Below are 26,368 nucleotides of genomic sequence, written 5' to 3' on the forward strand. Positions count from 1 at the left end.
ATTTACCTCGATTATGTTGTTATAAGACGGATTGCAGTGATGGTTTAGGTCGATAAGCATCCGTTCATCTTGGCGTAAGTGCCTCCTTGGGCGAGCACGGCCCTTCGTTCGAAATATAGTGGAGTCGCCCATGAGGTTGAAGGCATAGCGCAGGTCCAGGTAATAGCCATTCATGACCCCGCCATCGCAAAATACGATGGCAAGAAGTCTCAGACACTTCCTGTCTTCTCCGACGGCATTTTTTTTGAAGACTCCACCAGGTGCTCGACGAATAGCCTTGCTGCCATGGGCAAGGATTCGAACGAATTGACGAAGATCGCAAGCTTGCGCCTTGCCCACTCATCGCGCAGCGCAATTACCTTGATACCGATGCCGCCAGCATAGGGACGCAGGGCGCCGCGTGGCACTACGCCGATCCCCAATCCAGCCTCGACCATCAGGCAAAGGGCGTCGTAGCTGGTCACCTGGATGCGGATATTCAAGGGGCGATTGGCCTGGCTCGAGGCCTTGATCAGTTCGAGGTTGATGGCACTCGCCGACTGCAGGCCGACATAGGCATAGCCGAGGGTGTCATCAAAGCGGATGCTGTCGTGCACGGCCAGCGGATGATCGAGCGGCGTCACCACCACCAGATCGTCGGTATGATAGGGAAAAGTTTCCAGGTCATGACCGTGAGGAAGCAGCGCACACACACCGACATCAGCGCCGTTACTGGCCACCTCACGAGTGATGATCGGACTGACCTTTTCCTCGAGATGAATGTTGATTTCCGGGTGCTTGAGAAAAAAAGACTGTATTTCGCCGGGCAAGTATTGTGTGATGGCCGACATGTTGGCATAGACGCGAACATTGCCACGCAAGCCGCTGGAATACTCGCGCATCTGTACGAAAATATCGTCGAGGTTGTGCAGCACCCCGCGCGCCATGTTGAGCAGCGCGATGCCCGCGGCCGTCAGTTCGACGCCCTTGTTGGTACGCAGCAAAAGCGGCGTATTGAATACCTCCTCCAGCTCGCTTATTCGCTTGCTCACCGCGGAGGTAGCGATGAATTCGGCCTCGGCAGCGCCAGCGATGGTGCCCTTCTCGGCGACCCTGACGAACAGCTTGAGTGAGGTGGTATCTAGCTTCATGGCAACGTCACACCTCGATTCCTCATCAGCGGGTAGCCAGGTCCATCATGCACCGCTTGGTAGCTGCGGTCTCGGCACTGTCGTTAAGGGAAGAGGCGGGGCTTAATCTAAAATGGTATACAACTCTTCTCGTTTTGACGCCAATATAGGCCTAAATTGTGCGATATTTCAAATAATCGTACACAATAATCGCTACGACCTTAGTCATGCCCTGCAGCGCCATGCCCTACACGGAGTTCGTCCATGACCGCCGCCGACCGCGTCTACGCCATCATCAAGCAGCGCATCCTCGACGGCTATTATGTGGCCGGCAGCTATGTCCGCGAGGCCACCATCGGACAGGAGCTGGAGCTGAGCCGCACGCCGATCCGTGAAGCCCTGCGCCGCCTGGTATCCGATGGCTGGGTGGAGGTGATCCCCCATCACGGGGCGCGAGTGGTGTCCTGGACCCAGCGCGACGTGGAGGAGGTCTTCGAGCTGCGCGTGCTGCTCGAGCCCCAGGTGGTCAGACGCGCGGCCTCGCGCATCGATGCCCCGCGACTGGATTCACTGGGCGAGCTGGCCTGCCATATGGAGCAGCTCTGCGAGCGCGGCGACGACCAGGCCATCGACGAGATTGCAGTCCTCAATGATCGCTTTCACGCCGAACTGATCACCGCCGCCGACAGCCCGCGGCTGCAGCGCCTGCTCGAGGCCATCGTCCAGGTGCCGGTGTCGCGTCGCAGCTTCCATCATTACAGCGACGAAGAGCTCCACGCTAGCATGCGCCATCACCGCGAAATCCTCCGCGCGCTGGCGGTCGGCGACGGCGAATGGGCGGCATCGGTGATGCGTGCGCACATCCTGGCCGCCCGTGCCGCACAGCTACACCCACCCGCGCGTCAGACTCACCAGCCACGACAACAACACGCCTGAGGCACAGCCCATGACACCCCCCAGCCCCCCACTCAACCTTGCCCAGCAGCTGGTCCGCGACCACCTTGTCGAAGGCGACCTGAGCCCCGGCAACGAGATCGCCCTGCGCATCGACCAGGCCCTGCTGCAGGACGTGCTCGGCACCCTGGTGATGCTCGAGCTCGAGGCCATGGGCCTCGACCGAGTGAAGACCCAGCCCAGCGTGCAGTACATCGATCACGGCCTGGTCCAGGCCGACCAGCTCAACGCCGAGACCTACCTGTTCCTGAAAAGCGCCTGCGAGCGATTCGGGATCTGGTACTCCGGCCCCGGCAACGGCATCAGCCACCCGGTGCACATGGAGCACTTCGGAGTGCCGGGCCAGTCCATCGTCGGCTGCGACAGCCACACCACCGCGGCTGGCTCGCTGGGCATGCTGGCGATCGGCGCCGGCGGCATCGAGGTGGCCATGGCCATGGCTGGCGAGCCGCTCTACCTGAGCATGCCGGAAATCTGGGGCATTCGCCTGGAGGGCCGCCTGCCCGACTGGGTCTCGGCCAAGGATGCGGTGCTCGAGCTGCTGCGCCGCCACGGTGTGGCCGGCGGCAAGAACACCATCATCGAGTACCACGGGCCGGGCCTCGCGGACCTTTCGGCCATGGACCGCCACGTGATGGCCAACATGGGCACCGAGATGGGCGCCACCGCCACGGTATTTCCCAGCGACGAGGAGACCCGCCGTTTCCTGGCGGTCCGCGGCCGCGAGGCGGAATGGCAAGCACTGGCCGCCGAACCGGGCTGCACCTATGACCGCGAGGAGACGCTGGATCTCTCACGCCTCGAGCCGCTGATCGCACTGCCGTCAAGCCCCGACAAGGTGGTGCCGGTGCGCGAGGTGGCCGGCGAGCCGCTGCACCAGGCCTATATCGGCTCCTCGGGCAACCCCGGCTACCGTGACTTTGCGGTGGTGGCAGAGATGCTACGCGGGCGCCGCGTCGCCGACGGGGTCTCGCTGGACATCAACCCGTCATCGCGCCAGGTGCTGACCACGCTGATCGACGAGGGCCATCTGGCCGACCTGGTGGCCTGCGGCGCGCGACTGCACCAAACCGGTTGCAACGGCTGCATCGGCATGGGCCAGGCGCCGGCGGCGGGCCTCAACAGCCTGCGCACCGTGCCGCGCAACTTCCCCGGCCGCTCCGGCACCCGCGAGGACAGCGTCTTCCTGTGCAGCCCGGAAACCGCCGCTGCCTCGGCGCTGGCCGGCGTGATCAGCGACCCGCGCAGCCTCGACATGGCCTATCCGCGGATCGCCGAACCGGCGCGGATGGTGATCAACCGCGACCTCTTCACGGCGCCGCTGCCGCCCGCCGAGGCGCGCTTGAAGCCACTGCAGAAGACCGACAATACCCCGGCGCTGCCGACGCTCACCCCACTGCCCGACACCCTGGAGGTGCCGGTGCTGCTGGTCACCGGGGACAACATCTCCACCGACGACATCATGCCGGCGGGCCAGCGGGTGATGCCCTACTGGAGCAGCGTCTACGCCTCGGCGCCGTTCACCTTCGAGGCGGTCGACCCGGACTACGCGGCACGCGCCGAAGCGACCCGCACCCGCAGCGGCCACGCCATCGTCGGCGGCCACAACTACGGCCAGGGCTCGAGCCGCGAGAACGCCGCCCTGGTGCCGCGCTACCTGGGCCTGCAGGTGGTGCTGGCGCGGAGCTTCGCGCGTATCCACTGGCAGAACCTGATCTGCTTCGGGGCGCTGCCGCTAACCTTCTTGGACGATGCTGACGCCGCGCGCCTGACGCAGGACGACCGTATCGTGATTCGCGACCTCCACGCCCAGCTGGCCGCCGGCCCTGCGCTTGTCGCCGAGATCGTCGGCAAGGGCGAACTACGCCTTCACCACGGCCTGACCCGGCGCCAGCGCACGCTGCTGGCCGCCGGCGGCGTGATCAACCATCTCAAGGTGCGGCCTGCGAATAAGCGCAGCGGATGACCTCATAGCAGCAGATGCACCACCAGGGCAACACCGCCCACCAGCAGCGCCAGGGTGACCGCGATGTCGACGCAGCGATTCAGCCAGGCGTCGAAACGCGAACGACGCTGCAGCGGCATCAATCGCGGCGTCGCCCCGTGGCTGTGTCGCGCGCCGAAGCGGCGCTTCCTGAACAGCGGCATGGTCAGCGCGATGCTCCCAGTATTGTCATAATGATGCTGCCATCATAAAACGCCGCGCCCGCATCTGCCATGCCAGACGCGGGCGCGGTATGCATTGCCTCCTTGGCTCAGAGGGAACCGGTCAGTTGTCGCGGGTATTGATACGCCGGTTGATTACATTGGGCGCCCGCCGCACGCGCTCCTCTTCGCTGAGCAGCTCGGCCTCGAAGGCGTCTGCGCCTACCGGCGTCTCGCCGTGGCGGCGGTAGAGCTGAGTCAGCATCGCCTTGCGGTCGGCGCGCAGCTCCTTGATCAGCACATAGGCCATGCCGTAGAGGATGAAGGTGAACGGTAGCGCCGACAGCACCGATGCCGACTGCAGGCCGGTCAGGCCACCGGCGGCGATCAGCGTCAGGCAGATGGCGGCAATCAGCACGCCCCAGGTTATCCGCTTGTAGAGCGGCGGGTTGATCGAGCCGTTGTCGGTCATCTGGGCAACGATATAGGACGCCGAGTCCGCCGAGGTCACCAGGAAGATGAAGATTAGGCACATGGCAATGATCGACAGCAGCGGCGTAAAGGGCATCAGCGCGAACATCTCGAACAGCGCCACGGTAATATTGGACTGGGTGACCGCGGCCAGGCCGACGTCGCCACCCAGCTCCATATTGAGCGCCGCGCCGCCGAATACGCCGATCCACAGGCAGGCCAGCAGCGGCGGCACCACCAGCACGCCGAACACGTACTCTTTGATGGTGCGCCCCCGCGACACCCGCGCCACGAAGGTGCCCACGAACGGCGACCAGGCGATCACCCAGGCCCAGTAGAAGATCGTCCAGGAACTGGCCCAGGTGTTATCGGTATACGGCGAGATGCGCAGGCTCATGCCGATGAAGTTCTGCAAGTAGTCGCCGATGCCCAGGGTGATGGTCTCGAGAATCGCCAGGGTCGGGCCGGTGACCAGCACATACAGCATCAGCCCGATGCACAGGATCATATTGAGGTTGGAGAGCCGCTTGATGCCCTTGTCGAGCCCCGACCAGGTCGAGGCCATATAGGCCAGGAACATCACGAACAGGATGATGAACTGCCACAGCACGCCTTCGGGCAGGCCGAATACCGCGTTGAGCCCACCGTTCATCTGCAGCACGCCAAGCCCTAGCGAGGTTGCCACGCCCATTACCGTGGCCACCACCGCGAACACGTCCAGCGCCGGGGCATAGGGCCGTACCTTGGGGTACTTGGCGGTCACCGAGGAGAGCACCGAGGAGACCAGCCCGGCCTGGCCCTTGCGGAACTGGAAATAGGCGATGATCAGCCCCACCAGCGAGAAGGCCGCCCACTGGTGGATGCCCCAGTTGAAGTAGCTGTACTGGATGGCATAGCGCGCGGCGTCGGTGGTCTCGGCCTCGACGTCGCCGTAGGGCGGGTCGATATAGTGGAACATCGGCTCGGCCATGCCGTAGAACACCAGGCCGACGCCGAAGCCGGCGGCCAGCAGCATGCTGACCCAGGAGAAGAAGGTGTAGCTCGGCGAGCTGTCCTGGGGGCCGAGGCGGATCTTGCCGTACTTGCTGAACGCCAGCCCCAGCAGGAAAATCACGAAGCCGAACATCGAGAACAGGTAGAACCAGCCGAACAGCTGAGTAACGCTGGCCAGCGCCGCTTCCGCCCCTGCGCCGAAGCGCTCGGGGAAGATCGCCCCTACCGCGACCAGCACGACAATGATTACCGCAGACACCGAGAACACCCGCTGCCCTCCGGGATTGGCCATATACGACACTCCCTATCGATTTGTCACATTTTTGTACAACGTAACATGCCCCACTAGCAGTAACACCCGCTGCTCAGTTGTCGCAAGTTGTGCTTAGACCACGCCACCGCTCGGGCCTGATCTGACGGCAGGCCTTCGAGGAGGCGCTGTAAACCATCCCTGGGCGCTACCGATGCCATCCATGGCATCGAACCTCCTCTACGACCTGCCGTCAGCGCCCCTCGCTAGAAGCAGCTGCGCGCACAACATCAGCACTATGCGAGACACAAAGCATTTGCAAAATATCGCGGTCACCCCCATAAGAGGGCGAGAGATAGCAAGCACGCTAATGACTTCCCGGGGGCCCCCATGAGCCAACTCTCCACCACCCGCCTTTCGGTGCTCGACCTCGCGGCGATCCGTCAGGGCGGCAGCATCGCCGACAGCTTCGCGGATAGCGTGGCCACCGCACGCCACGCCGAGGCGCTGGGCTTCACCCGCTACTGGCTCGCCGAACACCACAGCATCGACGGCATCGCCAGCGCCGCGACCTCGGTGCTGATCGGGCATATCGCCGGGGCGACCCAGCGCATCCGCGTCGGCAGCGGCGGCATCATGCTGCCCAACCATCCGCCGCTGGTCATCGCCGAGCAGTTCGGCACCCTGGAGACGCTCTACCCCGGGCGCATCGACCTCGGGCTGGGTCGCGCCCCGGGCTCCGACGGCGCCACCATGGCCGCGCTGCGCCGCCACGCCCAGGCCGGCGTCGACGACTTCCCGCAGCGCCTCGAGGAGCTCGCGGGCTACCTCGATGACGCCCAGCCCGGCCAGCGGGTGCGGGCGATTCCCGGCCAGGGAACCAAGGTACCGCTATGGCTGCTCGGCTCCAGCGGCTACAGCGCCCAGCTGGCGGCCAGGCTCGGCCTGCCGTTCGCCTTCGCCGCGCAGTTCGCGCCCGGCTACCTCCACGAGGCGCTGCGCCTGTATCGCGACAACTTCCGGCCCTCGGCGGTGCTCGACGCCCCCTATGCCATGGTCGGCCTGCCGGTGATCGCCGCCGACAGCGACGCCTACGCCCACTACCTGGCCAGCACCGCCCAGCAGAAGTTCCTCAACCTGATCCGCGGGCGCAGCACACGCGCCCAGCCGCCCCAGGAGTCGCTCGACTGGTCGCCCATGGAGCAGGCCCAGGTGAACCAGTTCCTGGGTGCCGCGGTGATCGGCGGCCCCGAGACGCTGCGCGAACAGCTCGAGGCGTTCGTGGCCCGTACCGGCGTCGACGAACTGATCATGACCACCGACGTCTACGCCCAGGAAGACCGCCTGCACAGCCTGTCGCTGGTCGCCGAGGCCTGGCAGGCATGAGCGCCCGGCTCGACTGGCCGGGCACCCTCAAGGGCCTCAAGCGCATGGCGCCGCTATCGCCGTTCGTGATCGCCTTCGGCCTGGCGTTCGGCGTGGCAGCCATCCAGCGCGGCCTGTCCGGGCTCGAGACGCTGCTGATGAGCGGGCTGGTGTTTGCCGGTGCCTCGCAGTTCGCGGCCCTCGAACTGTGGGGGCCGCAGATTCCGCTGGTCGCGCTGATCGCCTCGACCTTCGCCATCAACGCCCGCCACCTGCTGATGGGCGCCGCCCTCTACCCCTGGCTGAGCCACCTGCCGCGCCGCCAGCGCTACGCCAGCCTGGGGCTGATGAGCGACTCCAACTGGGCCATGGCCGCCGCCGACTATCGCCGTGGCGAGACCAACGTCGGCATGCTGGTGGGCGGCGGTATCGCGCTGTGGCTGGCGTGGATGCTCGGCACCCTTCTCGGCGTGGTGTTCGGCAGCGGCATCAGCGAGCCCGAGCGCTTCGGCCTCGACGTGATCATGGGCTGCTTCCTGCTGTCGATGCTGGTCGGCGGCAAGCTCGACCTCGGCGTGCTGGTGCCCTGGGTAGCGGCGGCGCTGGCCGCCCTGGCCGCCTTGGCCTGGCTGCCGGAGAACTCGCACGTGATCGTCGGCGCCCTGGCCGGCGGTATCGCCGGGCTGCTGATGCCACCGCGTAGCAAGCCCAAGGAGGCCTCGCCATGAGCCTGCCGCTAACGCCCCTGGGCGCTTTCCTCGCCATCCTGAGCATGGCGCTAGTCACCTACCTGACCCGCAGCGGCGGCGTGCTGGTGATGTCGCGGATCCCCATCGGCCCGCGGGTCGAGCGCTTTATCAACGCCATGGCCGGCTCGGTGCTGGTGGCGGTGATCACGCCGATGGCGCTCTACGGCGACTGGGGCGCCCGCCTGGCGCTGGTGGCCACCTTCGGCGTGATGCTGACCAGCCGCAAGCCGCTGTTGGGGATTGCCGCCGGTATCGCCACCGCCGCCGGCTGGCGGCTTATCCAGTCGTAACGGAACGATCCGCGGCGGGTGACTTCCAATAGCCACACGCTCAACTTGATGCTTTTCCGGAGCCCCTAATGCCCAACTCTCGAGACCCGCGTGACAACCCCGCCTGGCAAGCCGCACAGCAGTGGCGGGAGCGCGCTCGTCAGGGCCGGCCCAGCGGCCTGCGCCTGTTCTTCACCTGGCTGCTGTTCGGCACCCTGATGATCGTCGGCACCGTTATCGGCCTGTTCTTCCTGTTGATCGGCTGGGCCATGCTGCCGTTCCTGCGCCACCGCATGAAGAAGCGCATGGAGCGCATGCGCGCCGAACAGGCACAGGACATTGGCAGCGGCCAAGGCAATCGCCACCACCATCAACAGGTGCTGGAGGGTGACTATGAGATCAAGGACGAGTCCAACCCGCGACGCCCGGACTAACCGCTGACAGCGGCGCGACGGCAGCGCCGATCGGGGTGATCGAAGGTGGCGAAAGCACCACGCCTGGCATAACGTTAAGGAGTGATATCACGCCACTCACATGAGGTACTGCATGCGCCATAACAACAAGATGCACCACGTCATCCCACGCTCTGCAGCGATCGCCTTGGCAGGCGGATTGATGTTCGCTGCCCCCCTGGCCCTGGCCAATGACTACCCTACTTCGACCCGCGTCGACTACGTGCTCGGCTGCATGGCCGCCAACGGCCAGAACCACCTGGTGATGCAGCAGTGCTCGTGCAGCATCGACGTGATCGCCGAGCTGATCCCCTATGAAGAGTACGAGTCCGTCGAAACGGTGATGCGCATGAACGACCAGCGCGGCGAACTCGGGGTACTGTTTCGCACCGAGCGCGGCCTGCAGGATCAGCTGCGCCAGTTCCGCAGCGCCCAGGCCGAAGCCGACCTGCGCTGCTTCTGAGCGCGCCTTCGTCTCACCAGCCAGCCACAGAAGGTGCTTCCCCGATGCCCCCCTGGTTCCTGTCGAGCGCCGCCCTGCTGGGGGCGGCGCTGATCAGCAGTAGCGCACTCGCCGCCGATGTACGCGAGGGCGAACGCATTTTTCGCAACCACTGCTACGGCTGCCATGCGCTGCAGGAAGGCGTGCACCGCGCCGGCCCCAGCCTGCATGAGGTGATCGGCCGCCCGGTCGGCGGCCTGGCAGATTACGACTACTCTGCGGCCCTAGAAGCTGCCGAGTTCAACTGGGACGCCGAGACGTTGGATACCTTCCTGGCCGACCCCGAGGCGCTACTGCCAGGCAATCGCATGGTGCTGTGGGGGCTCGAGGATGCGCCGCGCCAGGCGCTGATCCGCTATCTCGAGGCCCAGCAGGAGGCGCCATAGCCGCCTTTACTTACTCTCCGCCACCGCCCTTGCGCGCCATCATGCCGCGCGCCGGGTTGTAGCCGAGAATCGCCAGCGCCAGCAGTATCGCCGTGGTCACCACCACGATCAGCACCGCCTCGAGATTGAGCTGCTCATAGAGCGCGAAGCGGATCATCTCCACGGCGTAGGTGAAGGGGTTGAGCGACGCGATCTGATAGACCAGATAACTGCCCTCGCGGATCCGCCATAGCGGGTAGAGCGCCGAGGAGAGGAAGAACATCGGGAAGATCACAAAGTTCATCACCCCGGCGAAGTTCTCCAACTGCTTGACGAAGGTCGACAGCAGCATGCCTAGCGCACCGACCATGAAGCCGGTGACGATCAGCGCTGGCAGGATCCACACATAGCCCAGCAGCGGCGCCTGAATGCCGTAGAACCAGGCGATGGTCAGGAACACATAGACCTGCACGATCGACACCAGGGTGCCGGCCAACAGCTTGCACAGCAGCAGGTACCAGCGTGGAAAGGGACTGACCAGCAGCACGCGCATGCTGCCCATCTCGCGGTCGTAGACCATCGACAGCGAACTCTGCATGCCGTTGAACAGCTGAATCATCCCCACCAGGCCGGGGATGATGTAGACCTCATACAGGATGTAGGTCTTGTAGGGGTCGGTCATCGCCACGCCCAGCGCCATGCGAAAGCCCGCGGCAAACACGAACAGCCAGATCAGCGGCCGCACCAGCGCCGCCACGAAGCGCGTGCGCTGGTGCAGGAAGCGCAGCAGCTCGCGTCCCACCACGCCGCGCAGGCAGTGCAGGTAGCGGTTCATGTGGCCACCTCAACGGGGCCGCGGGTCAGGGTATCGAAGGCCTCGCCGATGCTGGTGGCGCCGCTGGCGGCGAGCACTTCGCTGACGCTGCCGCTGGCGCGCACCCGCCCGGCGTCGAGCACCACCACGCGATCTTCGGGATAAACCTCGTCGATCAGGTGGGTGGCCCACAGCACCGCCACGCCCTCCTCCACGCACAGCCGATGGACCCGTTCGACCAGGTCGCGGCGCGCGGCGATATCCAGCCCCACAGTGGGTTCGTCGAGCAGTAGCAGGCGCGGCCGATGCAGCAGGCCGCGGGCGATCTCCACCCGGCGCCGCTGGCCGCCTGAGAGCTGGCGCACCCGGGTCTTGAGTGCCTCGCCGAGCCCCACCCGCTGCAGCTGCTCCTCGGCACGCCGACGCGCCTCGCGCGGCCCCATGCCGTGCAGGGCGGCATGATAGGTGAGGTTCTGGCGCACGCTGAGATCGAGATCCAGGGTCGGCTGCTGGAACACCACGCCCATCCGCGCGTGGGCCGCCACGACATCCCGCCGCAGCTCGAAGCCGCCCACCCGGATGCTGCCCACGCGGCGGTCGTAGAGCCGCGTGATCAGCGAAAACAGGGTGGTCTTGCCGGCCCCGTTGGGGCCGAGCAAGACCGTGAACTGCCCCGCCTCGAGGAGCAGGCCAACCTCCTGCAACACCGGCTTGCCGCTGTAGCTAAAGCTTAGCCCTTCCACCTCGAGCGCGGGGACTTCTGTGCTCTCGCCCACCGTCATGGCTGGACGATCACCCCCCACGGGAAGCGCCCTACCGGGATCGACTGCAGCGCGGTGAGGTTCTCGACGTCGATCACCGTGACGTCGCCGCTGACGCCGTTGGTGGTGTAGAGCCGCGTCTCGTCCTCGTTGAGCGCCAGGTGCCAGACCCGCTGGCCGACCAGGATGTAGTCGAGCACCTCATAGGTTTGCTGGTCGACCACCGCCACGCGATTGGAGGGCCCCAGCGCCACGAAGCCGTAGCGGCCATCGGAGGTCAGCTGCACGCCCACCGCCTGCACCGTCTCGCGCGGCACCCCCGGCACATCGAAGCGGATGGTGTGCTCGACGTCGAAGCTGTCGACCATGTCGATCACCGAGACGGTGGCGGCGATCTCCGCCGAGACCCAGGCTTCGCGGCCGTCGTGGGTGAACTCGGCGTGGCGCGGGCGCGCGCCCACCAGCCGATGGTGCACGGCCTCCATGAGCTCGGCATCGATGATGTGGGCCATGTTGGAGGTCTCGGTGGTAGCGATCAGCCAGCGGCCGTCGGGGCTGATGCCGAGCCCCTCCGGCTCGACCCCCACCGGGATCTCGGTGACCAGGGTGCGCCGCTCGTAGTCGAGCACCGAGACGATGTTGTCATCCTCGTTGGAGACATAGATATAGGGGCGGTTGGGATCGACGCGGATCACCTCCGGGTCCTCCCCCGACGACTGGCTGCGTACCACCTGCAGCGTCTCGAGATCGATCATGTCGATCGCCTCGTCGTCGCCCACGGCGACGAACAGCTCGCTGCCATCGCTGCTGAAGGCCATCGCCCGTGGCCGGCGGCCAACGTCGATGGTCTCGATTACCTCGAGACTCGCACCGTCGATCACCGAGACGGTGTTGTCCTTCTCGTTGGAGACGAAGATGCGCTCGGCGCTGGCGGCCAGCGGGGTCAGGGCCAGGGCGCCCAGCGCCAGCCCGAGAAGCGTCGGCTTGAACATGGCGGCAGCCTCGCGACTTAGAATTGGCATTGTGATTCCCCCTCGTCGACACCCATGGCATCCAGCGGCGTACGCGGATGCAGATAGCCCTCCTGGGGCGACACCGAGGCCACCATGCGCGGCCCGGTGATCAGGATCGGCTGGCGCAGTTGGTGGTTCCAGGTGCGGTAGCTGACCGGGAGGCCCAGGTAGCCGGCGAGCTCGAACTCGTCGCTGAGCATGTAGTCGACCACCTCACCGCGCTCCACCGAGCCGGTGCGCGCAGCGGCCTCGCCCAGCGAGCGCACCGCCAACCAGGCGCCGAAGTCCTGGGGCGTCATCCAGCGCTCGGCGAGCTTCTCGAAGCGCCGCTGCAGCTGCACCGCGCCCCAGGATTCATGCGCGCGGTGCCAGGCGGTGGCCATCAGCCCCTGGGTGCCGGCCACCGGGCGTGGCAGCCAGGTCTGGTTGGGGAAGAACTCGCCGAAGTAGTCGGTCTCGTCGGAGATCACCAGCACGTCGTGGTCGGCGAAGTCCTGGAGAAATACCGGGATCTCGCGCTGAATGTCGTGGAAACCGCCCTCGGAGCGCCGCGCCATGGCCTCATAGGGCCACATCTCCTCGCTGACCACCTCATGGCCGAAGCGCTCGGCGGCCTCACGCAGGGTCTCGGCGAACAGCCGATCCTGATCGGTGTTGCCGTAGACCAGCCCCCAGCGCTCCCACTGCTTGTAGCCGAGGAACTGCGCCAGGCCGTCGGCCAGCATGCGCCGGCTGGGCACGGTATGGAACAGCTGGGCATGGCACGCCTCGCTGCGCAGATGGTTATCCCGCGCCGCGGCGTTGAACACCACCCGCTCACCCAGCGCCTGGTGCTCGAGCACTGCACTCAGATCGTCGGCATTGAGCCCGCTGATGATCCAGTCGGCGCCCTGTTCGATCAGCTGTTCGAGGCCGGCGGTCACGTCGCCACCGGGCTCGACCATCGCTTCGACCAGCACGAACTCCTGGCCGAGAAACTGGCCGGTGGCGTTGTTGTCGTTGACTGCCAGGCGCGCGCCCTGGACGCCTTCATCATCGATTACCGGGTCGAGCACCGAGAGCGGCTCGAGATCGTCGGGCCGCTCCATGCCCAGATAGCCCAGGGTGATGGTGGCGACCTCTTCGTCCTGCGCCAGTACCGGGCCCGCCAGCGCCACGCCGGCGGCCAGCGAGCCCGCCACCAGCCAGCCCGCGAGCGGACGGGCCCCTACGTTATCAGCCCACATATGCACTCCCTAGCGGGGATCACCCGCGCCTGTTGTTGTTTGCTAGTGCGACTAGCGGCCTTACATCCCGGCATCGATGATGCGCACCATCTGGCCGAGCCGTTCTTCGAGCAGATAGGGCTGCTCGCACAGCGCCGGCAGCGACTGCTGGCGTGACTGGAAGGTGCGCTGCTCCCAGAACAGCGCCTTGGAAAGTTCCTCCTCCTGCGCGGGGTCGATGTCCTCCTCGGCGCGCAGCGCCTCGAGCTCATCGACCATCTCGGCAACCTTCTCGAGCCGTGCCACCTGGGCCCGCGAGGCACCGCGAATACGCTCGATGGTACGGCTACGCTCGCGCTGGGTGAGCTCGAAGAGCCCCGAAAACAGCAGCGTCAGGCGCTCCTCACGCTGCTCAGGGTCATCATCGGCAAGGCTGTCGACAAACTCGCTGACCCGCTGCATGGCGTCGTCGCTGCGGGTCTCGCGGGACATCGCGTAGCGCACCACGCGGCCCACCTCGTCGTCGTCCCACCACGCCTCCTCGACCTCGTCCAGCGGCGGCCCGGTCCAGATCGCGCCCCACGCCAACTCCGGTACCAGACGCTGCACGCAAGGCCAGTCGGGGGGGCCGGTGGCGGCGCGCTGGGCCTCGGCGGGCGGCGGTGATGCCAGCGCCAGCAGCAGCCCAAGCGGCAGACCCATTATCAGAGCGGAGATGTGGGAGGCTTTCATGATGTCTCCTCCGCATTGAGCGAGGCCGAATCGAGCGGCTCACCGCGGCGGTCGAGCAGCGGCACCTGGTACTCGACCAGGATGGCGTTGATCTCATCCTGATGGCGGTCGATGAAGTCGTTGATCCAGTCCTTCCACTGCGGCTCGCCGCGGCGGATGCCCATGGTGATGCGAAAATCCAGGCGCACGTCGCTATCGTCCTCATGCAGCGGCAGCACCTTGAGCGGCGGATCGTGCCGCGCGGCGAAGTAGCCGGCCATCGGCCCCCAGATCACCGCACCGTCCAGGCTGCCGTTGGCCACGTCGGCGATGGCGTCGCGCACCGGGGCACGCTCGCGGGTATCGACCTGCAGCAGGTAGTTGCGCACCGTGGCGCCACTGCGACGCAGCGGCACAATGGGCGGCGTCTCGGCGATCACGCCGATATCGAGCCCTTTGAGTGCCGGATCGTCGAGGCGTGTCACGTCGGCGTCGAAGTCCGCCGGCACCACCAGCGCATACACCGAGCGGTAGTATTCATTGGTGTTCTGCAGGTGCTCGTAGCCCGCCACAACACCGATCATCACGTCGCAGACGCGCAGTTCCAGGGTATTGCGCACGAAGCCCATGACCTGCGGCGCCCAGACGTAGCGTAGCGGCACATCAAGATCGTCGGCCATCAGCTCGGCGATACGGTTCTCGAAGCCCTCACCGGCACTGTTGGTGAACGGTAAGTTGTTACCATCGGCGCAGACCCGCAGCTGGTCGCGCTCGTAGAGCTCGGGCAGGTCGGCATGGACCGAGCCGATACCCTGGGTCAGCAGCCAGGCTGCCGCCGTCAGACATGTCAGGGAACCACGAAACCTCATGACGCTCTCCACTTGCCAAGGTGCAGGGGCATTGCTTACGCCTGGCGGAACAAGGGCCGCCGCGTCAAGATGCGTCGTCGTCCAGCGCTTCTTCTTCCTCCAGCGTCTCGTCGCTGACCTCAACCTCGAGGCGTTCAATGATCTGCGGGCGCCCGCGACCGATATCGCCGGCTGCGCGACCGCGCATGTAGCTGTAGATGTTTTCGATATTGCCGAGCACGTAGGGGTCGTCGGCAAATGCCGGCATCACCTGGCCCGGCTGTACTTCACGGCCGCCGGCAATGGTGCGGGCAAATTCGGCGAAATCGCGCCGTTCCGAGGCGCGCACCAGGCTGGGGGCAAACGAAGAGCCCAGGCCGTCGGGTCCATGGCAGGCCTGGCAAGAGCGGGTATAGGCGATATAGCCATCATAGGTGTCGGGATCGACCCTGCCGTCCTCGGCCAGGTATTCACCGGCGGCGCTGGTATCGACGGCGCCACCGTTGTCTTTGTCGTTGTCACTGCCGGCCAGGGCCAGCGTGGAAATGCTCAGGCCGGCGGCCATCAGGGCGGCGACCAGCGAGGTGGTGGAAAAACGCAACGTCTGGCGTGACGCGAAGACTCTAATCATGTGCGTGCCCTTACTGTTCGAACGCTGCCGCGAGCCTTGCGGCAGCGTTCGTTATCTGGCCGGGCGGCGCCCGGCGCCATTTGTCATTGTGTCGCCGTTAGGGACTTGCAGCTCCTTGCAGGAGAGGTCTGCCATGGCGCAAGGCGCCATGGCAGTCACTGCGTTCAGGCGTCGGGCAGTTCGAACACGGTCAGCACGCCGCCCAGTTCGGTGTAGTCCTCAAGGGCAGAGAACACACCCACCGCACCGAGACCTTCCTCGGGATCCTCGAGCCCTGCCGCCAGACCGATGCCGGCCCAGCCGCCGACCCCGGAGAGCACGGCGATGTACTGCTTGCCCTCATGGCGGAAGGTATTGACGTTACCGATGATCCCGGATGGGGTCTTGAAGCGCCACAGCTCTTCGCCGGTCTCGATATCCACCGCCTTCACGTAGCCCTCGAGAGTGCCGTAGAAGGCCAGATCACCGGCAGTGGTCAGCGCGCCGCTCCATACCGCGAAGCGTTCGTCGACTTCCCATACCACTTCCCCGGCGACCGGATCCCAGGCCATGAAGCTGCCCATGCGGCCTTCCATGCCACCGTTCTCCACCGGTGCCGGCATCATGGTCAGGGTTGCACCCACATAGGGCTGGCCCGCCACATAGTCGGTCTCGAAGGGCTCATAGTTCATGCAGATGCGGTTGATACCAGCATAGATCAGGCCTGTCTTCGGCGAGAACGAGCTCGGCTGCATGTTCTTGGCGCCCATCGCAGTGGGGCAGATATCGGTGGTATTGACGTCCACCCCCTGAGTGAAGGGGCTGAACTCATCGGCGACGACCGGACGCCCGGTCTCCATGTCGTAGTGGGTGGCCCAGTTGGTTTCCGGGGCAAATTTCTCGACGGTGAGCAGCTCGCCGGTCTCGCGATCCATCAGGAAACCGAAGCCGGTGCGGTCGATGATCGACAGGCCCTTGCGGGTCTCGCCATCGACCTCGACGTCGATCAGCACGTTCTCGTTGACGCCGTCATAGTCCCACTCGTCGAACGGTACCTTCTGGTAGACCCACTTGGTCTCGCCGGTATTAGGATCGCGGGCGAATACCGTGATGCCCCACTTGTTATCCGCCGGCTCACCATCGATGGCGCGCTGATCGGGGTTCCAGGTGCCCGGGTTACCGGTACCGTAGTAGATCAGGTCGAGCTCGGGATCATAGGTTACCCAGCCCCAGGGCGCGCCACCGCCGCGCTCCCACTCGCCGTCGGGCCAGGTGGTCACGCCGAGGTCGGCCTCGCCGATCGGCTCGCCCATCATCAGGGTGGTTTCCGGGTCGATCAGCACATCGGAATCGGGACCCTGGGAGTAGCCGCGCCAGGCCATCTCGCCAGTCTCGATGTCGTAGGCGGTGAGGTGGCCACGGATACCGTATTCACCACCGCTGACCCCGACGATGACCTTGTCATGCACCACCAGCGGCGACATGGTCATGGTCTCGCCCTGGGTGTGGTCGCCGTTGCTGACTTCCCACAGCACCTCGCCATCCTCAGCGTTGAGTGCCACCACGGTGTTGTCGGCCTGGTTGAGGAAGATCTTGCCGTCGGCGTAGGCCACGCCGCGATTGACGGTATCGCAGCACATCACCGGAATGACGCGCGAGTCCTGATCCGGTTCGTAGGACCAGATCACCCGGCCATCCTCTTCCAGATCGAGTGCGAACACCTTGTTGGGGAAGGGCGTGTGGATATAGAGCCGGCCGTCGCCGACGTACAGCGGCCCGCCTTCATGGCCACGCAGCACGCCGGTAGAGAACTGCCAGGCGGGCCGCAGGTTGCTGACGTTGTCGCGGTTGATGTCACTGAGGTTGCTGTAGCGGTGGCCTTGGTAGTTACCGAGCTGGGTGGCCCATAGGTCATCGTTTTCGAGTAGTTCCATCAGGCTGTCATTGGCGTGGGTAGTCGCCGCTGTGACAGCCAGAAGCCCCGCAGCTGCGAGTGCGCAGCTCATCTTGAGATGCATGGCGTTGTCTCCTAGCACTGAAGGTGCATCCCCTCGCCCGGGACTGGGCCACGGATGCATCTTTCATTGTTATGGTATTCCTAACAGCACACTCCAGGTCTAGCACAAGAAACCGCCTTGCACCGGGGTGTTAGCATAGGTTTTCGCCTTCTGGAACGGTCAAAAGACTTTTGCTGTGGCGGCATAATCCGCAAAAAGTATCCCGCCTCACTGAAAAGTCCCCGTAATCTCATGCTTTATAAGCGATACCGGGATCGCACGCCATTTGCCAAACGCCCTGCCCAGCGCCGAGCCCTGCAGCATGCGACTTAGGTAGCAAGGCGTGGAACCCACAACGTGCTTTACTGGTCAATGCAGTACACATCCACCGCCAACAGGAGTGTTCCTATGTGGACCAAGCCGACCTATCAGGATCTGCGCCTAGGCTTCGAAGTCACGCTCTATATCTCCAATCGCTGATCACGGCCTACTGGTAAGACGCTCCGATTTTCGGGGCGTCTTGCTTTTGGCAGGTATGAAATGCCGGCGGTTGATGATTAGCTTCGCCTCAAGACTTCATTAACGGTGTGCCATTCGCGGCACACAGCAAGACGCCGGGAGGTGGTATGCAGATACTGGTACTCGGGGCAGCGGCAGGCGGCGGCTTTCCACAGTGGAACTGTAATTGCCGACTGTGCCGCGGCGTACGCGACGGCAGCATCGAGGCCACCCCGCGCACCCAGTCGTCGATCGCCATCAGCAGCGACGGCGAGCGCTGGCTGCTGTGCAACGCCTCACCGGATATCCGCGCCCAGCTGGCCGCCAACCCCGAGCTGCACCCCAAGCGCATTCCCCGCGACAGCGGCATCTCCGGGGTGGTGCTGATGGATGCCCAGATCGATCACGCCACCGGCCTGCTGTCGCTGCGCGAAGGCTGCCCGTTCGAGGTGTGGTGCACCCCCAATGTGCATCAGGACCTGAGCACCGGCTTTCCGCTGTTCCGCATGCTCGAGCACTGGCAGGGCGGACTCGAGTGGCAGCGCATCGGCATCGACGACGGCCACTGGGAGGCCGAGTTCAAGGTGCCGGCCTGCCCGGGGCTGACCTTTACCGCGGTGGCCTTGACCAGCAATGCGCCGCCCTACTCGCCGCGCCGTGGTGCGCCGACGCCGGGCGACAATATCGGCCTGATGGTCGAGGACGCCAGCCGTGGCACGCGGCTGTTCTATGCGCCTGGCCTGGGCGAACTCGACGAGCGCACCCGCGGTTATCTGCAGCAGGCCGACTGCATCATGGTCGACGGCACCCTGTGGCAGGACGACGAGCTGATCCAGGCCGGCGTGGGCCGCGCTACCGGCCGCGACATGGGCCATCTGGCACTGTCCGGCGAGCACGGCCTGCTTAGCGAGTTCGAGGCCTTGCCCGATTCCACCCGGCGCGTGCTGATACATATCAACAACACCAACCCGATTCTCGACGAGCGCTCCGAGCAGCGCGCCGAGCTCACCGCGCGCGGCATCGAAGTGGCCTTCGACGGCATGCGCCTGGAGGTGTGAACCCTCACCCGCAATCCCGCGTCACAGATAACTAACACCTGTCACAAATAATAATAGTGCTGTTGCCTGCCAGGGAGCCTTATATGACCGCCATCGCATCAACGCTAAGCGACACTTCGGGAGAGGCCATGAGCCCCGACGCCTTCCGCCAGGCGCTGCTGGCCAAGGGCGACTACTACCATATCCATCACCCCTACCAGGTCGATATGGCGGCGGGCCGCGCCACGCCCGAGCAGCTGCGCGGCTGGGTGGCCAACCGCTTCTACTATCAGATCAATATTCCCCAGAAGGACGCCGCGCTGCTGGCCAACTGCCCGGACGCCGCGACCCGGCGGCGCTGGATACAGAGATTGCTCGACCACGACGGCCACGACGATGACGGCGGCGGCATCGAGGCCTGGCTGACCCTCGGCGAAGCCGTGGGCCTGTCCCGCGACGAGCTGTGGTCCCAGGAGCACGTGCTGCCCGGAGTGCGCTTCGCGGTGGACGCCTACGTCAACTTCGTGCGCCGCGCCGACTGGCGCGAGGCGGCGATCTCATCGCTCACCGAACTGTTCGCGCCAGAGGCCCACAAGAGCCGCCTGGACACCTGGCCGACCCACTATCCGTGGATCGACGAGGCCGGCTACGGCTACTTCCGCAAGCGCCTCAAGGAGGCGCGACGTGACGTCGACCATGGCCTGGAGGTGGCCCTCGCCGTGTGCACCACCCGCGCCGCCCAGGAGCGTGCGCTGGAGATCCTGCAGTTCAAGCTCGACGTGCTGTGGAGCATGCTCGACGCCATGACCCTGGCCTACCAGCTCGAGCGGCCGCCCTACCACAGCGTGACCGACCAGCGCGTCTATCACCGGGGGCTAGCATGAATCAGGACTCTGACAGCAGCCGTGTCTATTACCTGCGCCGCGGCTGGCGACTACAGTGGGAAGAGGCCCAGCAGCGCCACGTGCTGCTCTACCCCGAGGGTATGGTCAAACTCAACGACAGCGCCGGGGCGATTCTCGGCCAGCTCGACGGCCAGCGCGACGTCGCCACGCTGATCGAGCGGCTGCAGGCGCAGTTCCCCGAGGCCCCCGACGGGGCCATCGCCGAGGACGTGCACGCCTTCCTCGCCGACGCTCAGCAACAAGGCTGGATCCAGCATGACTGATCACACCGATACCGCCACCGCCAATGGCGCCACAGGCGCACCGCTGTGGCTGCTTGCCGAGCTCACCTACCGCTGCCCGCTGCAGTGCTCCTACTGTTCCAACCCACTGGACTTCGCTGCGGTCAAGCAGGAGCTGACCACCGCGGAGTGGATCGAGGTGCTGACCCAGGCCCGCGCCATGGGCGCGGTGCAGCTGGGCTTCTCCGGCGGCGAACCGCTGGTGCGCAAGGACCTCGAAACGCTGGTCGCCGAGGCCCGCCGGCTGGGCTTCTATACCAACTTGATCACCTCGGCGCTGGGCCTCGACGAGGCGCGCATCCACGCCCTGCGCGATGCCGGCCTCGACCATATCCAGATCAGCCTGCAGGCCTCCGATCCCGACGTTGCCGCCGCGGTGGCCGGCTCAGCCAAGGCCCATGCCAAGAAGCTGGCCATGGCCCGGGCGGTCAAGGAGGCCGGCTATCCGATGGTGCTCAACGTGGTACTGCATCGTCACAATATCGACCAGCTCGATACCATCATCGCCCTGTGCGACGACCTCGGCGCCGACGCCGTGGAGCTGGCCAACTGCCAGATATACGGCTGGGCGCACCTCAACCGTGCCGGGCTGCTGCCCAGCCAGGCCCAGCTCGAAGCCGCCGAGGCCACCACCCAGCGCTGGCGCCAGCGCCTCGCCGAGCGCGGCCGCGACATGCGCCTGCTGTTCGTGGTGCCCGACTACTACGCCGACCGGCCCAAGGCGTGCATGGGCGGCTGGGGCTCGATCTTCATGACCGTGGCACCGGACGGCGCGGTGCTGCCCTGCCACAGCGCGCGGATGCTGCCAATGGACTTCCCCAACGCCCGCGAGCGCCCGCTGCAGGAGATCTGGTACGACAGTGCCGCCTTCAACCGCTACCGCGGCGACGACTGGATGCAGGAGCCCTGCCGCAGCTGCGACGAGCGTCACAAGGACGTCGGCGGCTGCCGCTGCCAGGCGTATATGCTGACCGGCGACCCGGCCGCCACCGACCCGGTCTGCGACCTGTCCCCGGACCACCACCTGATCGAAGCGGCGCGCCGCGAGGCCGCCGACGACGGCCGCTCGGCGCAGGCGCTGACGCTACGCAACGCCCGCGAGTCCCAGGTCTTCTGTCGCGCCTAGGCGAGGACGCAGCATGCGCGCGAACCATAGCGACCTGAGCCGGGGCCTGCCAGCGGGTAGCCGCTGTCGCGCACAGCGGCACGCCAGCGGCCTATGGATGCTCGCCGCCGAGGTGCCCGGCGCCCACCTGACGCGGCTGGCCGGCGCCGTCGATCTCGGCTACCTCGATGAGCCCGCCGCGCGCCCGGGGCTCGCCCACCTGCTCGAACACGCCCTGTTTCTCGGCAGCCGCCGCTGGCCCGAGAGCGATGCCCTGAGCCGCTGGGTCGGCGAGCAGGGTGGGCGCTACAACGCCTATACCGGCGACACCGCCACCGACGTTCACCTGCAACTGCCCCCAGCGGCCGCCGGGGACGGCCTCGCCCGACTCTGCGAGCTGCTGGCCTGGCCCTGCTTCGATCCTGCGCTGGTCGAGCGCGAAGTGGCGGTGCTCGACGCCGAGTTCCGCGCCCGGCTCGCCGACCCCGAGCTGCATCGGCTCGCCGCCCTCGGCCAGCTGTGTCGCGCGGGGCATGCTGCGCAGCTGTGCCACGCCGGCCACGCTGCCAGCCTGGCCGGCAGCGGCGAGGCGCTGGCCGCCGAACTGCGTACGCTGCACCGCCACTACCGCCCCCCGCGCATGGCGCTGGCGATGCTCGGGCCACAGCCACTCGAGGAGCAGCTCGCGCTGCTGGCCCACCACGCCGCCGCGCTCGACGCCAGCGCCCCGCCCCCCGCACCGACACGGGCCTGGCGCTGGGCCGAGCCCGGTGGCGTGGCCTGGCAGTTGCCCGACGCAACCCACGACGCCAGCCACTGCATGGAGCTGCTGTGGCCGCTGCCGGTCGACCTGGCCAACGCCTACCGCCCCTACCTCGACGGCGTGGCGGCACACCTCGCCGACGGCGCCCTGGCCGCGACCCTTGGCCAGACAGCAACGCTAAGCGATATGCAGGTCACCAGCGAGCCGGCCGGCAGCGGCCCGGGACTCTCGCTGCGCCTCGATTTCGCCTCTCCCCCTCCGCCACTGAGCGAATTGCTGGCCTGCCTCTACCCGGCCATGGGCGAGGCCCTGCGGGATCCGCTGACACCCCCCATTAGCCTTGCCGCTAACAACACCGCAGCACTCGACCAGTGGCCGCGACGCCAGGCCCGGCGCCTCTCCGGGCAGGCCCCCAACCCACCGGCCTCGGTGCGCAGCGACGGCCACGCGGCCCTGGCCGCCTGGCTGGCGCCGGATCAGTGCCGGCTGCTCTGGCAGCAACCGGCCGCAGCACAACAAAACTCCGACTGGCGCCTCCTTGAGGAGACCGCCACGTGGGTGCAACCCATCGCGCTACCGGCAGCTAGCCCGCCACATGCCCCAGCACCGCGTCCGGCTCCGCGACTCGACACCTCATCGATGGGCGCCCCTGAGACATCGGATACCCGTCGATGCTGGCTCGGGCGACCGCCCTGGCCCGCGGCCGAGCACGAGGCCGAATCCGTCAGCCACTGCGCCCTGGGCTGGCCGGCGCCTGAGTCTGGCGCCCGACTACACCACTGGCGCCAACGCTGCCTGGCGCTGAGCCAAGCGGCGCAGGCTCAGGGCGCCGGACTGCAGCTCGGCGGCGACCGCCTCGGCGACTGGTTGATCGCTAGCGGCACACCGGACCAGGTGCGCGCCCTGGCCGAGCAGGCCCTGGCGGCCTGGCCGGCTGACGGGTATGCCCACGCCGCCGACTCACCCGCCGCCGGGCTGGTCGCCCAGCGCCTGCTCGGCCGACTGGAAAGCGCCCCGCCACCGGTCAACACCGAAGCCTCCCCCTCGCCCTTGTGCTGGGCCAGTGATGCCGCCGACCTGCTGGCACGGTGCCCGCCAGTGCCAGGCACGCCAGCGCCACCCGCGAATCCCACCGACACGGTCTGGCTCGCTCCCCGGGCCACGGACCACGCGGTGATGCTCGAAGTGATGGGTGCGGACGCCAGCCCGCGCAGCCGCTGGCTGCTGCACCTGCTCGGCCAGTGCCACGATGCCGCCTTCCAGCAGGCGCTACGCCAGCGTCAGGGCCTCGGCTACGCCGCCGCGGTGCGCTACCGCGAGGCAGCCGGCTGGCCGCGACTCGGCTATGTGGTGCAGTCGCCGCATGCCGACGTCGACACCCTGCGCCAGGCCATCGAGGCCTTTATCGCCTCCGAGGCGGTGCCGCTCGCGCGCCTCCCACCCGCGGCGCTGGACGCCCAGCGCCGTGGGCTACTGGCCCGCCATGGCCCACCCGAAACCTACCCGGCCGCCCTCGAGCGAGTATGGCAGGCGCTGCGCCAGGCACCGCCGCCGGTGGGCGAATCGGCCCTGCCGAGCCACTTGGGCAGCCCCTGGCAGCAAGACATGCAAAGCCTCGCCGGCTTGGCACCCAAGGATCTGCTCGGTGCCGCCGAGGCCTTGCATACCGGCACGCTGCCACGACGCTGGTGGCTTCATCATCCGCCAGGGGCCCACTGACGCAGGTCGGCACTGCCGAAGCCCCGTGACTGTTGCCGTTCAGCAATATTGCCACTCGGCAACGCAGTTATGCCGCTGCCGCACAATCCCCCCTCCGAAGCTCACCTAGACTGTGATCAGCATTCACCGGTCCAGTATCGACGACCGCTGCGGGTCATTCATCACCGCATGGATAACAACAACAGGAGTCCGCCAATGAAGTCACGCGCCGCAGTCGCACTTGAAGCCGGCAAGCCGCTGGAAGTCACCGAGGTCGACGTCGAAGGGCCCAAGGCCGGCGAGGTGCTGGTGCGCATCAAGGCCACCAGCGTCTGCCACACCGACGCCTATACCCTGTCCGGCGCCGACCCCGAGGGCAACTTCCCGGCGGTGCTCGGCCACGAGGGCGCCGGCATCGTCGAGGAGGTCGGCGAGGGCGTCACCTCACTAGCCGTCGGCGACCACGTCATTCCGCTCTATACCGCCGAGTGCGGCCAGTGCAAGTTCTGCCTCTCGGGCAAGACCAACCTGTGTGGCAGCGTGCGCGCCACCCAGGGCAAGGGCCTGATGCCCGACGGCACCAGCCGCTTCTCGCTGGACGGCAAGATGCTGCACCACTACATGGGCTGCTCGACCTTCTCGGAGTACACCGTGCTGCCCGAGGTGTCGCTGGCCAAGGTCTCCAAGCAGGCGCCGCTGGACAAGATCTGCCTGCTCGGCTGCGGCGTCACCACCGGCATCGGTGCGGTGCTCAACACCGCCAAGGTCGAGCCAGGCTCCACCGTCGCCGTGTTCGGCCTGGGTGCCATCGGCCTGGCGGTGATCCAGGGCGCGCAGATGGCCAAGGCCTCGCGGATCATCGCCATCGACGTCAATCCTGACAAGTTCAAGTTGGCCGAGCAGTTCGGTGCCACCGACTTCGTCAATCCCAAGGACTACTCGGACCCGATCCAGCAGGTGATCGTCGACCTCACCGACGGCGGCGTCGACTACTCCTTCGAGTGCATCGGCAACGTCAACGTGATGCGCTCGGCGCTGGAGTGCTGCCACAAGGGCTGGGGCGAATCGATCATCATCGGCGTGGCCGGGGCCGGCGAGGAGATCTCCACGCGGCCGTTCCAGCTGGTCACCGGGCGGGTCTGGAAGGGCTCGGCGTTTGGCGGGGTCAAGGGGCGCTCGGAGCTGCCGGGCTACGTGGAGCGCTATATGAACGGCGAGCTGAAGATCGACGAGTTCGTCACCCACGACATGCCGTTCGAGCAGATCAACGAGGCCTTCGAGCTACTGCATGCCGGCAAGAGCATTCGTACTGTTTTGCATTTTTAAACGCGCCGCTTTTTGATCACGCCCGAAGCCGCGTGACTGTTAAACGCGCCCGAAGCCGCGCGAAACGTTAGAGCAATACGCGCCACGGCTGTTGCTGAATCAGAGTGCGCGGAATTCCCCGGCTATCCAGTGGTGGCCGGGGTTTATCGGCTTAGAGGAGAACGCCACATGACCATGAGCGAACAGTTGGAGCTGGTGTCGGCCAACAAATCCTTCGGCGGCTGGCTGAAGCGCTACAAGCACCACTCCCGGGCGCTGGATTGCGAGATGATCTTTGCCATCTACCTGCCGCCCCAGGCCGAGAACGAGCGGGTGCCGCTGCTATGGTGGCTGTCGGGACTGACCTGTAACGATGAGAACTTCATGCACAAGGCCGGAGCCCAGCGCTTGGCCGCCGAGCTGGGCATCGCCATCGTCTGCCCCGATACCAGCCCGCGCGGTACCGACCTGCCCGGAGAGCATGACAGTTACGACTTCGGCAGTGGCGCCGGCTTCTATGTCAACGCCACCCAGGAGCCGTGGTCGAAGCACTATCGCATGTACGACTACGTGGCCGAGGAGTTGCCCTCGGTGGTGCGGCAGCATTTCCCGGTCAACGGCCGCGAGTCGATCAGTGGTCACTCCATGGGCGGTCACGGGGCGCTGGTGTTGTCGCTGCGCCGCCCGGGGCACTATGCCTCGGTGTCGGCCTTCGCACCGGTCGTCAATCCCACCACCTGCCCGTGGGGCAAGAAGGCCTTTAGCAACTACCTGGGCGACGATCCGGGCAGCTGGACCCAGTACGACGCCTGTGAGCTGGTGGCCAAGGGCGCCTCGCGCCAGCCGCTGTTCGTCGACCAGGGCGAGGCCGACAATTTTCTGGAAGAGCAGTTGCGGCCCGAGCGTCTGGAAGCGGTGTGTGCCGAGCACGACCACCCATTGACGCTGCGCCGCCAGCCGGGTTACGACCACAGTTACTTCTTCATTGCTACTTTCATCGAGGATCACCTGCGCTACCATGCCGAGCACCTGTTCAAGAAACGCTGAACGCTCGCCGATGATCCCTCCACGACGCCGCTGCCTTGCAGCGGCGTCCTTGGTTGATGTCTGGCGACCGGTGCGACCTCTGCATGTCTCTTCGCGACACGATTGTCGCAGATTACTGCATCCCGGCGATGCGATAGGCAAATTTG

Annotated in this window: 27 protein-coding genes; 16 read left to right on the plus strand and 11 right to left on the minus strand. The window is 66.2% G+C overall.

From position 1 onward, the window contains the following. Positions 1-209 precede the first annotated feature (209 nt). Positions 210-1,130, minus strand: a complete 921-nt coding sequence (locus CK498_RS18830) for a LysR family transcriptional regulator (protein ID WP_095622395.1) — start codon at positions 1,128-1,130, stop codon at positions 210-212. 243 nt (positions 1,131-1,373) lie between these two features. On the opposite strand from CK498_RS18830, the gene CK498_RS18835 reads away from it, so the two are divergent. Together CK498_RS18835 and CK498_RS18840 are read left to right on the plus strand one after the other, a co-directional pair. Continuing rightward, positions 1,374-2,045 (plus strand): GntR family transcriptional regulator, encoded by a 672-nt coding sequence (locus CK498_RS18835; protein ID WP_095622396.1) that lies wholly within the window; start codon positions 1,374-1,376, stop codon positions 2,043-2,045. A 10-nt stretch (positions 2,046-2,055) separates the two neighbouring features. Next, a complete protein-coding gene (locus CK498_RS18840) occupies positions 2,056-4,029 on the plus strand; it encodes an aconitate hydratase (RefSeq protein WP_095622397.1) in 1,974 nt (657 codons plus the stop codon). A 2-nt stretch (positions 4,030-4,031) separates the two neighbouring features. Here CK498_RS18840 and CK498_RS18845 read toward each other — a convergent pair whose 3' ends face one another. Together CK498_RS18845 and CK498_RS18850 are read right to left on the minus strand one after the other, a co-directional pair. Further along, the gene (locus CK498_RS18845; protein WP_095622398.1) at positions 4,032-4,211 is read right to left on the minus strand and encodes a hypothetical protein; all 180 of its coding nucleotides are present in this window, start codon (positions 4,209-4,211) and stop codon (positions 4,032-4,034) included. 121 nt (positions 4,212-4,332) lie between these two features. Further along, on the minus strand, positions 4,333-5,964 hold the full coding sequence (locus CK498_RS18850; RefSeq protein ID WP_095622399.1) for a BCCT family transporter: 1,632 nt from the start codon (positions 5,962-5,964) through the stop codon (positions 4,333-4,335). Positions 5,965-6,312: 348 nt separating this feature from the next. Between CK498_RS18850 and CK498_RS18855 the strand changes: the two genes are divergently transcribed. The 6 genes from CK498_RS18855 to CK498_RS18880 all read left to right on the plus strand — a co-directional run bounded on the left by CK498_RS18855 (position 6,313) and on the right by CK498_RS18880 (position 9,645). Beyond that, complete coding sequence (locus tag CK498_RS18855) at positions 6,313-7,308, plus strand: LLM class flavin-dependent oxidoreductase (RefSeq protein WP_095622400.1); 996 nt, start codon at positions 6,313-6,315, stop codon at positions 7,306-7,308. Beyond that, positions 7,305-8,015 carry an AzlC family ABC transporter permease gene (locus tag CK498_RS18860; protein WP_095622401.1) on the plus strand — a complete coding sequence of 237 codons (711 nt, stop codon included), beginning with the start codon at positions 7,305-7,307 and terminating at the stop codon, positions 8,013-8,015. The genes CK498_RS18855 and CK498_RS18860 overlap by 4 nt, the downstream gene beginning before the upstream one ends. Beyond that, entirely contained in the window at positions 8,012-8,326 is a 315-nt protein-coding gene (locus CK498_RS18865; protein ID WP_095622402.1) for an AzlD family protein, read from the plus strand. Before CK498_RS18860 ends, CK498_RS18865 begins: the two co-directional genes overlap by 4 nt. Positions 8,327-8,394: 68 nt before the next feature. Continuing rightward, positions 8,395-8,739 (plus strand): hypothetical protein, encoded by a 345-nt coding sequence (locus CK498_RS18870; protein ID WP_095622403.1) that lies wholly within the window; start codon positions 8,395-8,397, stop codon positions 8,737-8,739. 112 nt (positions 8,740-8,851) lie between these two features. After that, the gene (locus CK498_RS18875; protein ID WP_217987807.1) at positions 8,852-9,220 is read left to right on the plus strand and encodes a hypothetical protein; all 369 of its coding nucleotides are present in this window, start codon (positions 8,852-8,854) and stop codon (positions 9,218-9,220) included. A 44-nt stretch (positions 9,221-9,264) separates the two neighbouring features. Beyond that, positions 9,265-9,645: a c-type cytochrome gene (locus CK498_RS18880; protein WP_095622404.1), complete on the plus strand. Its 381-nt coding sequence runs from the start codon at positions 9,265-9,267 to the stop codon at positions 9,643-9,645. Positions 9,646-9,655: 10 nt separating this feature from the next. Here the strand turns inward: CK498_RS18880 and CK498_RS18885 are convergent, their stop codons facing one another. From CK498_RS18885 to CK498_RS18920, 8 genes are all read right to left on the minus strand, one after another. Beyond that, entirely contained in the window at positions 9,656-10,459 is an 804-nt protein-coding gene (locus tag CK498_RS18885; protein WP_095622405.1) for an ABC transporter permease, read from the minus strand. Then, positions 10,456-11,220, minus strand: a complete 765-nt coding sequence (locus CK498_RS18890) for an ABC transporter ATP-binding protein (RefSeq protein WP_095622406.1) — start codon at positions 11,218-11,220, stop codon at positions 10,456-10,458. Before CK498_RS18890 ends, CK498_RS18885 begins: the two co-directional genes overlap by 4 nt. Next, complete coding sequence (locus tag CK498_RS18895) at positions 11,217-12,221, minus strand: PQQ-dependent catabolism-associated beta-propeller protein (RefSeq protein WP_095622407.1); 1,005 nt, start codon at positions 12,219-12,221, stop codon at positions 11,217-11,219. Before CK498_RS18895 ends, CK498_RS18890 begins: the two co-directional genes overlap by 4 nt. Continuing rightward, the gene (locus CK498_RS18900) at positions 12,209-13,438 is read right to left on the minus strand and encodes an ABC transporter substrate-binding protein (RefSeq protein ID WP_095622408.1); all 1,230 of its coding nucleotides are present in this window, start codon (positions 13,436-13,438) and stop codon (positions 12,209-12,211) included. The genes CK498_RS18895 and CK498_RS18900 overlap by 13 nt, the downstream gene beginning before the upstream one ends. Positions 13,439-13,498: 60 nt before the next feature. After that, complete coding sequence (locus CK498_RS18905; RefSeq protein ID WP_095622409.1) at positions 13,499-14,149, minus strand: hypothetical protein; 651 nt, start codon at positions 14,147-14,149, stop codon at positions 13,499-13,501. Next, positions 14,146-14,997 (minus strand): substrate-binding domain-containing protein, encoded by an 852-nt coding sequence (locus CK498_RS18910; RefSeq protein ID WP_095622410.1) that lies wholly within the window; start codon positions 14,995-14,997, stop codon positions 14,146-14,148. Before CK498_RS18910 ends, CK498_RS18905 begins: the two co-directional genes overlap by 4 nt. Before the next feature lie 64 nt (positions 14,998-15,061). Then, on the minus strand, positions 15,062-15,607 hold the full coding sequence (locus CK498_RS18915) for a c-type cytochrome (RefSeq protein WP_095622411.1): 546 nt from the start codon (positions 15,605-15,607) through the stop codon (positions 15,062-15,064). A gap of 164 nt (positions 15,608-15,771) precedes the next feature. Beyond that, on the minus strand, positions 15,772-17,604 hold the full coding sequence (locus tag CK498_RS18920) for a methanol/ethanol family PQQ-dependent dehydrogenase (protein ID WP_095622412.1): 1,833 nt from the start codon (positions 17,602-17,604) through the stop codon (positions 15,772-15,774). Positions 17,605-17,991: 387 nt separating this feature from the next. Here CK498_RS18920 and pqqA point away from each other — a divergent pair, with 387 nt between their 5' ends. From pqqA to fghA, 8 genes are all read left to right on the plus strand, one after another. Beyond that, positions 17,992-18,063 carry a pyrroloquinoline quinone precursor peptide PqqA gene (pqqA, locus tag CK498_RS18925; protein WP_141246982.1) on the plus strand — a complete coding sequence of 24 codons (72 nt, stop codon included), beginning with the start codon at positions 17,992-17,994 and terminating at the stop codon, positions 18,061-18,063. Between the two features lie 146 nt (positions 18,064-18,209). Then, complete coding sequence (gene pqqB, locus CK498_RS18930) at positions 18,210-19,139, plus strand: pyrroloquinoline quinone biosynthesis protein PqqB (protein WP_095622414.1); 930 nt, start codon at positions 18,210-18,212, stop codon at positions 19,137-19,139. A gap of 83 nt (positions 19,140-19,222) precedes the next feature. Continuing rightward, complete coding sequence (pqqC, locus tag CK498_RS18935; protein WP_095622415.1) at positions 19,223-20,002, plus strand: pyrroloquinoline-quinone synthase PqqC; 780 nt, start codon at positions 19,223-19,225, stop codon at positions 20,000-20,002. Then, positions 19,999-20,286 carry a pyrroloquinoline quinone biosynthesis peptide chaperone PqqD gene (pqqD, locus tag CK498_RS18940; RefSeq protein WP_095622416.1) on the plus strand — a complete coding sequence of 96 codons (288 nt, stop codon included), beginning with the start codon at positions 19,999-20,001 and terminating at the stop codon, positions 20,284-20,286. Before pqqC ends, pqqD begins: the two co-directional genes overlap by 4 nt. Continuing rightward, entirely contained in the window at positions 20,279-21,430 is a 1,152-nt protein-coding gene (gene pqqE / locus CK498_RS18945; protein ID WP_095622417.1) for a pyrroloquinoline quinone biosynthesis protein PqqE, read from the plus strand. Before pqqD ends, pqqE begins: the two co-directional genes overlap by 8 nt. A 13-nt stretch (positions 21,431-21,443) precedes the next feature. Then, complete coding sequence (locus CK498_RS18950) at positions 21,444-23,891, plus strand: insulinase family protein (protein ID WP_095622418.1); 2,448 nt, start codon at positions 21,444-21,446, stop codon at positions 23,889-23,891. A 195-nt stretch (positions 23,892-24,086) separates the two neighbouring features. Continuing rightward, complete coding sequence (locus CK498_RS18955) at positions 24,087-25,196, plus strand: S-(hydroxymethyl)glutathione dehydrogenase/class III alcohol dehydrogenase (RefSeq protein WP_095622419.1); 1,110 nt, start codon at positions 24,087-24,089, stop codon at positions 25,194-25,196. Between the two features lie 168 nt (positions 25,197-25,364). Further along, positions 25,365-26,222: an S-formylglutathione hydrolase gene (gene fghA, locus CK498_RS18960; RefSeq protein WP_095622420.1), complete on the plus strand. Its 858-nt coding sequence runs from the start codon at positions 25,365-25,367 to the stop codon at positions 26,220-26,222. Positions 26,223-26,368 lie beyond the last annotated feature (146 nt).

The sequence above is a fragment of the Halomonas salipaludis genome, from assembly GCF_002286975.1.
In the GTDB taxonomy this organism is placed as follows: Bacteria; Pseudomonadota; Gammaproteobacteria; order Pseudomonadales; family Halomonadaceae; genus Franzmannia; species Franzmannia salipaludis.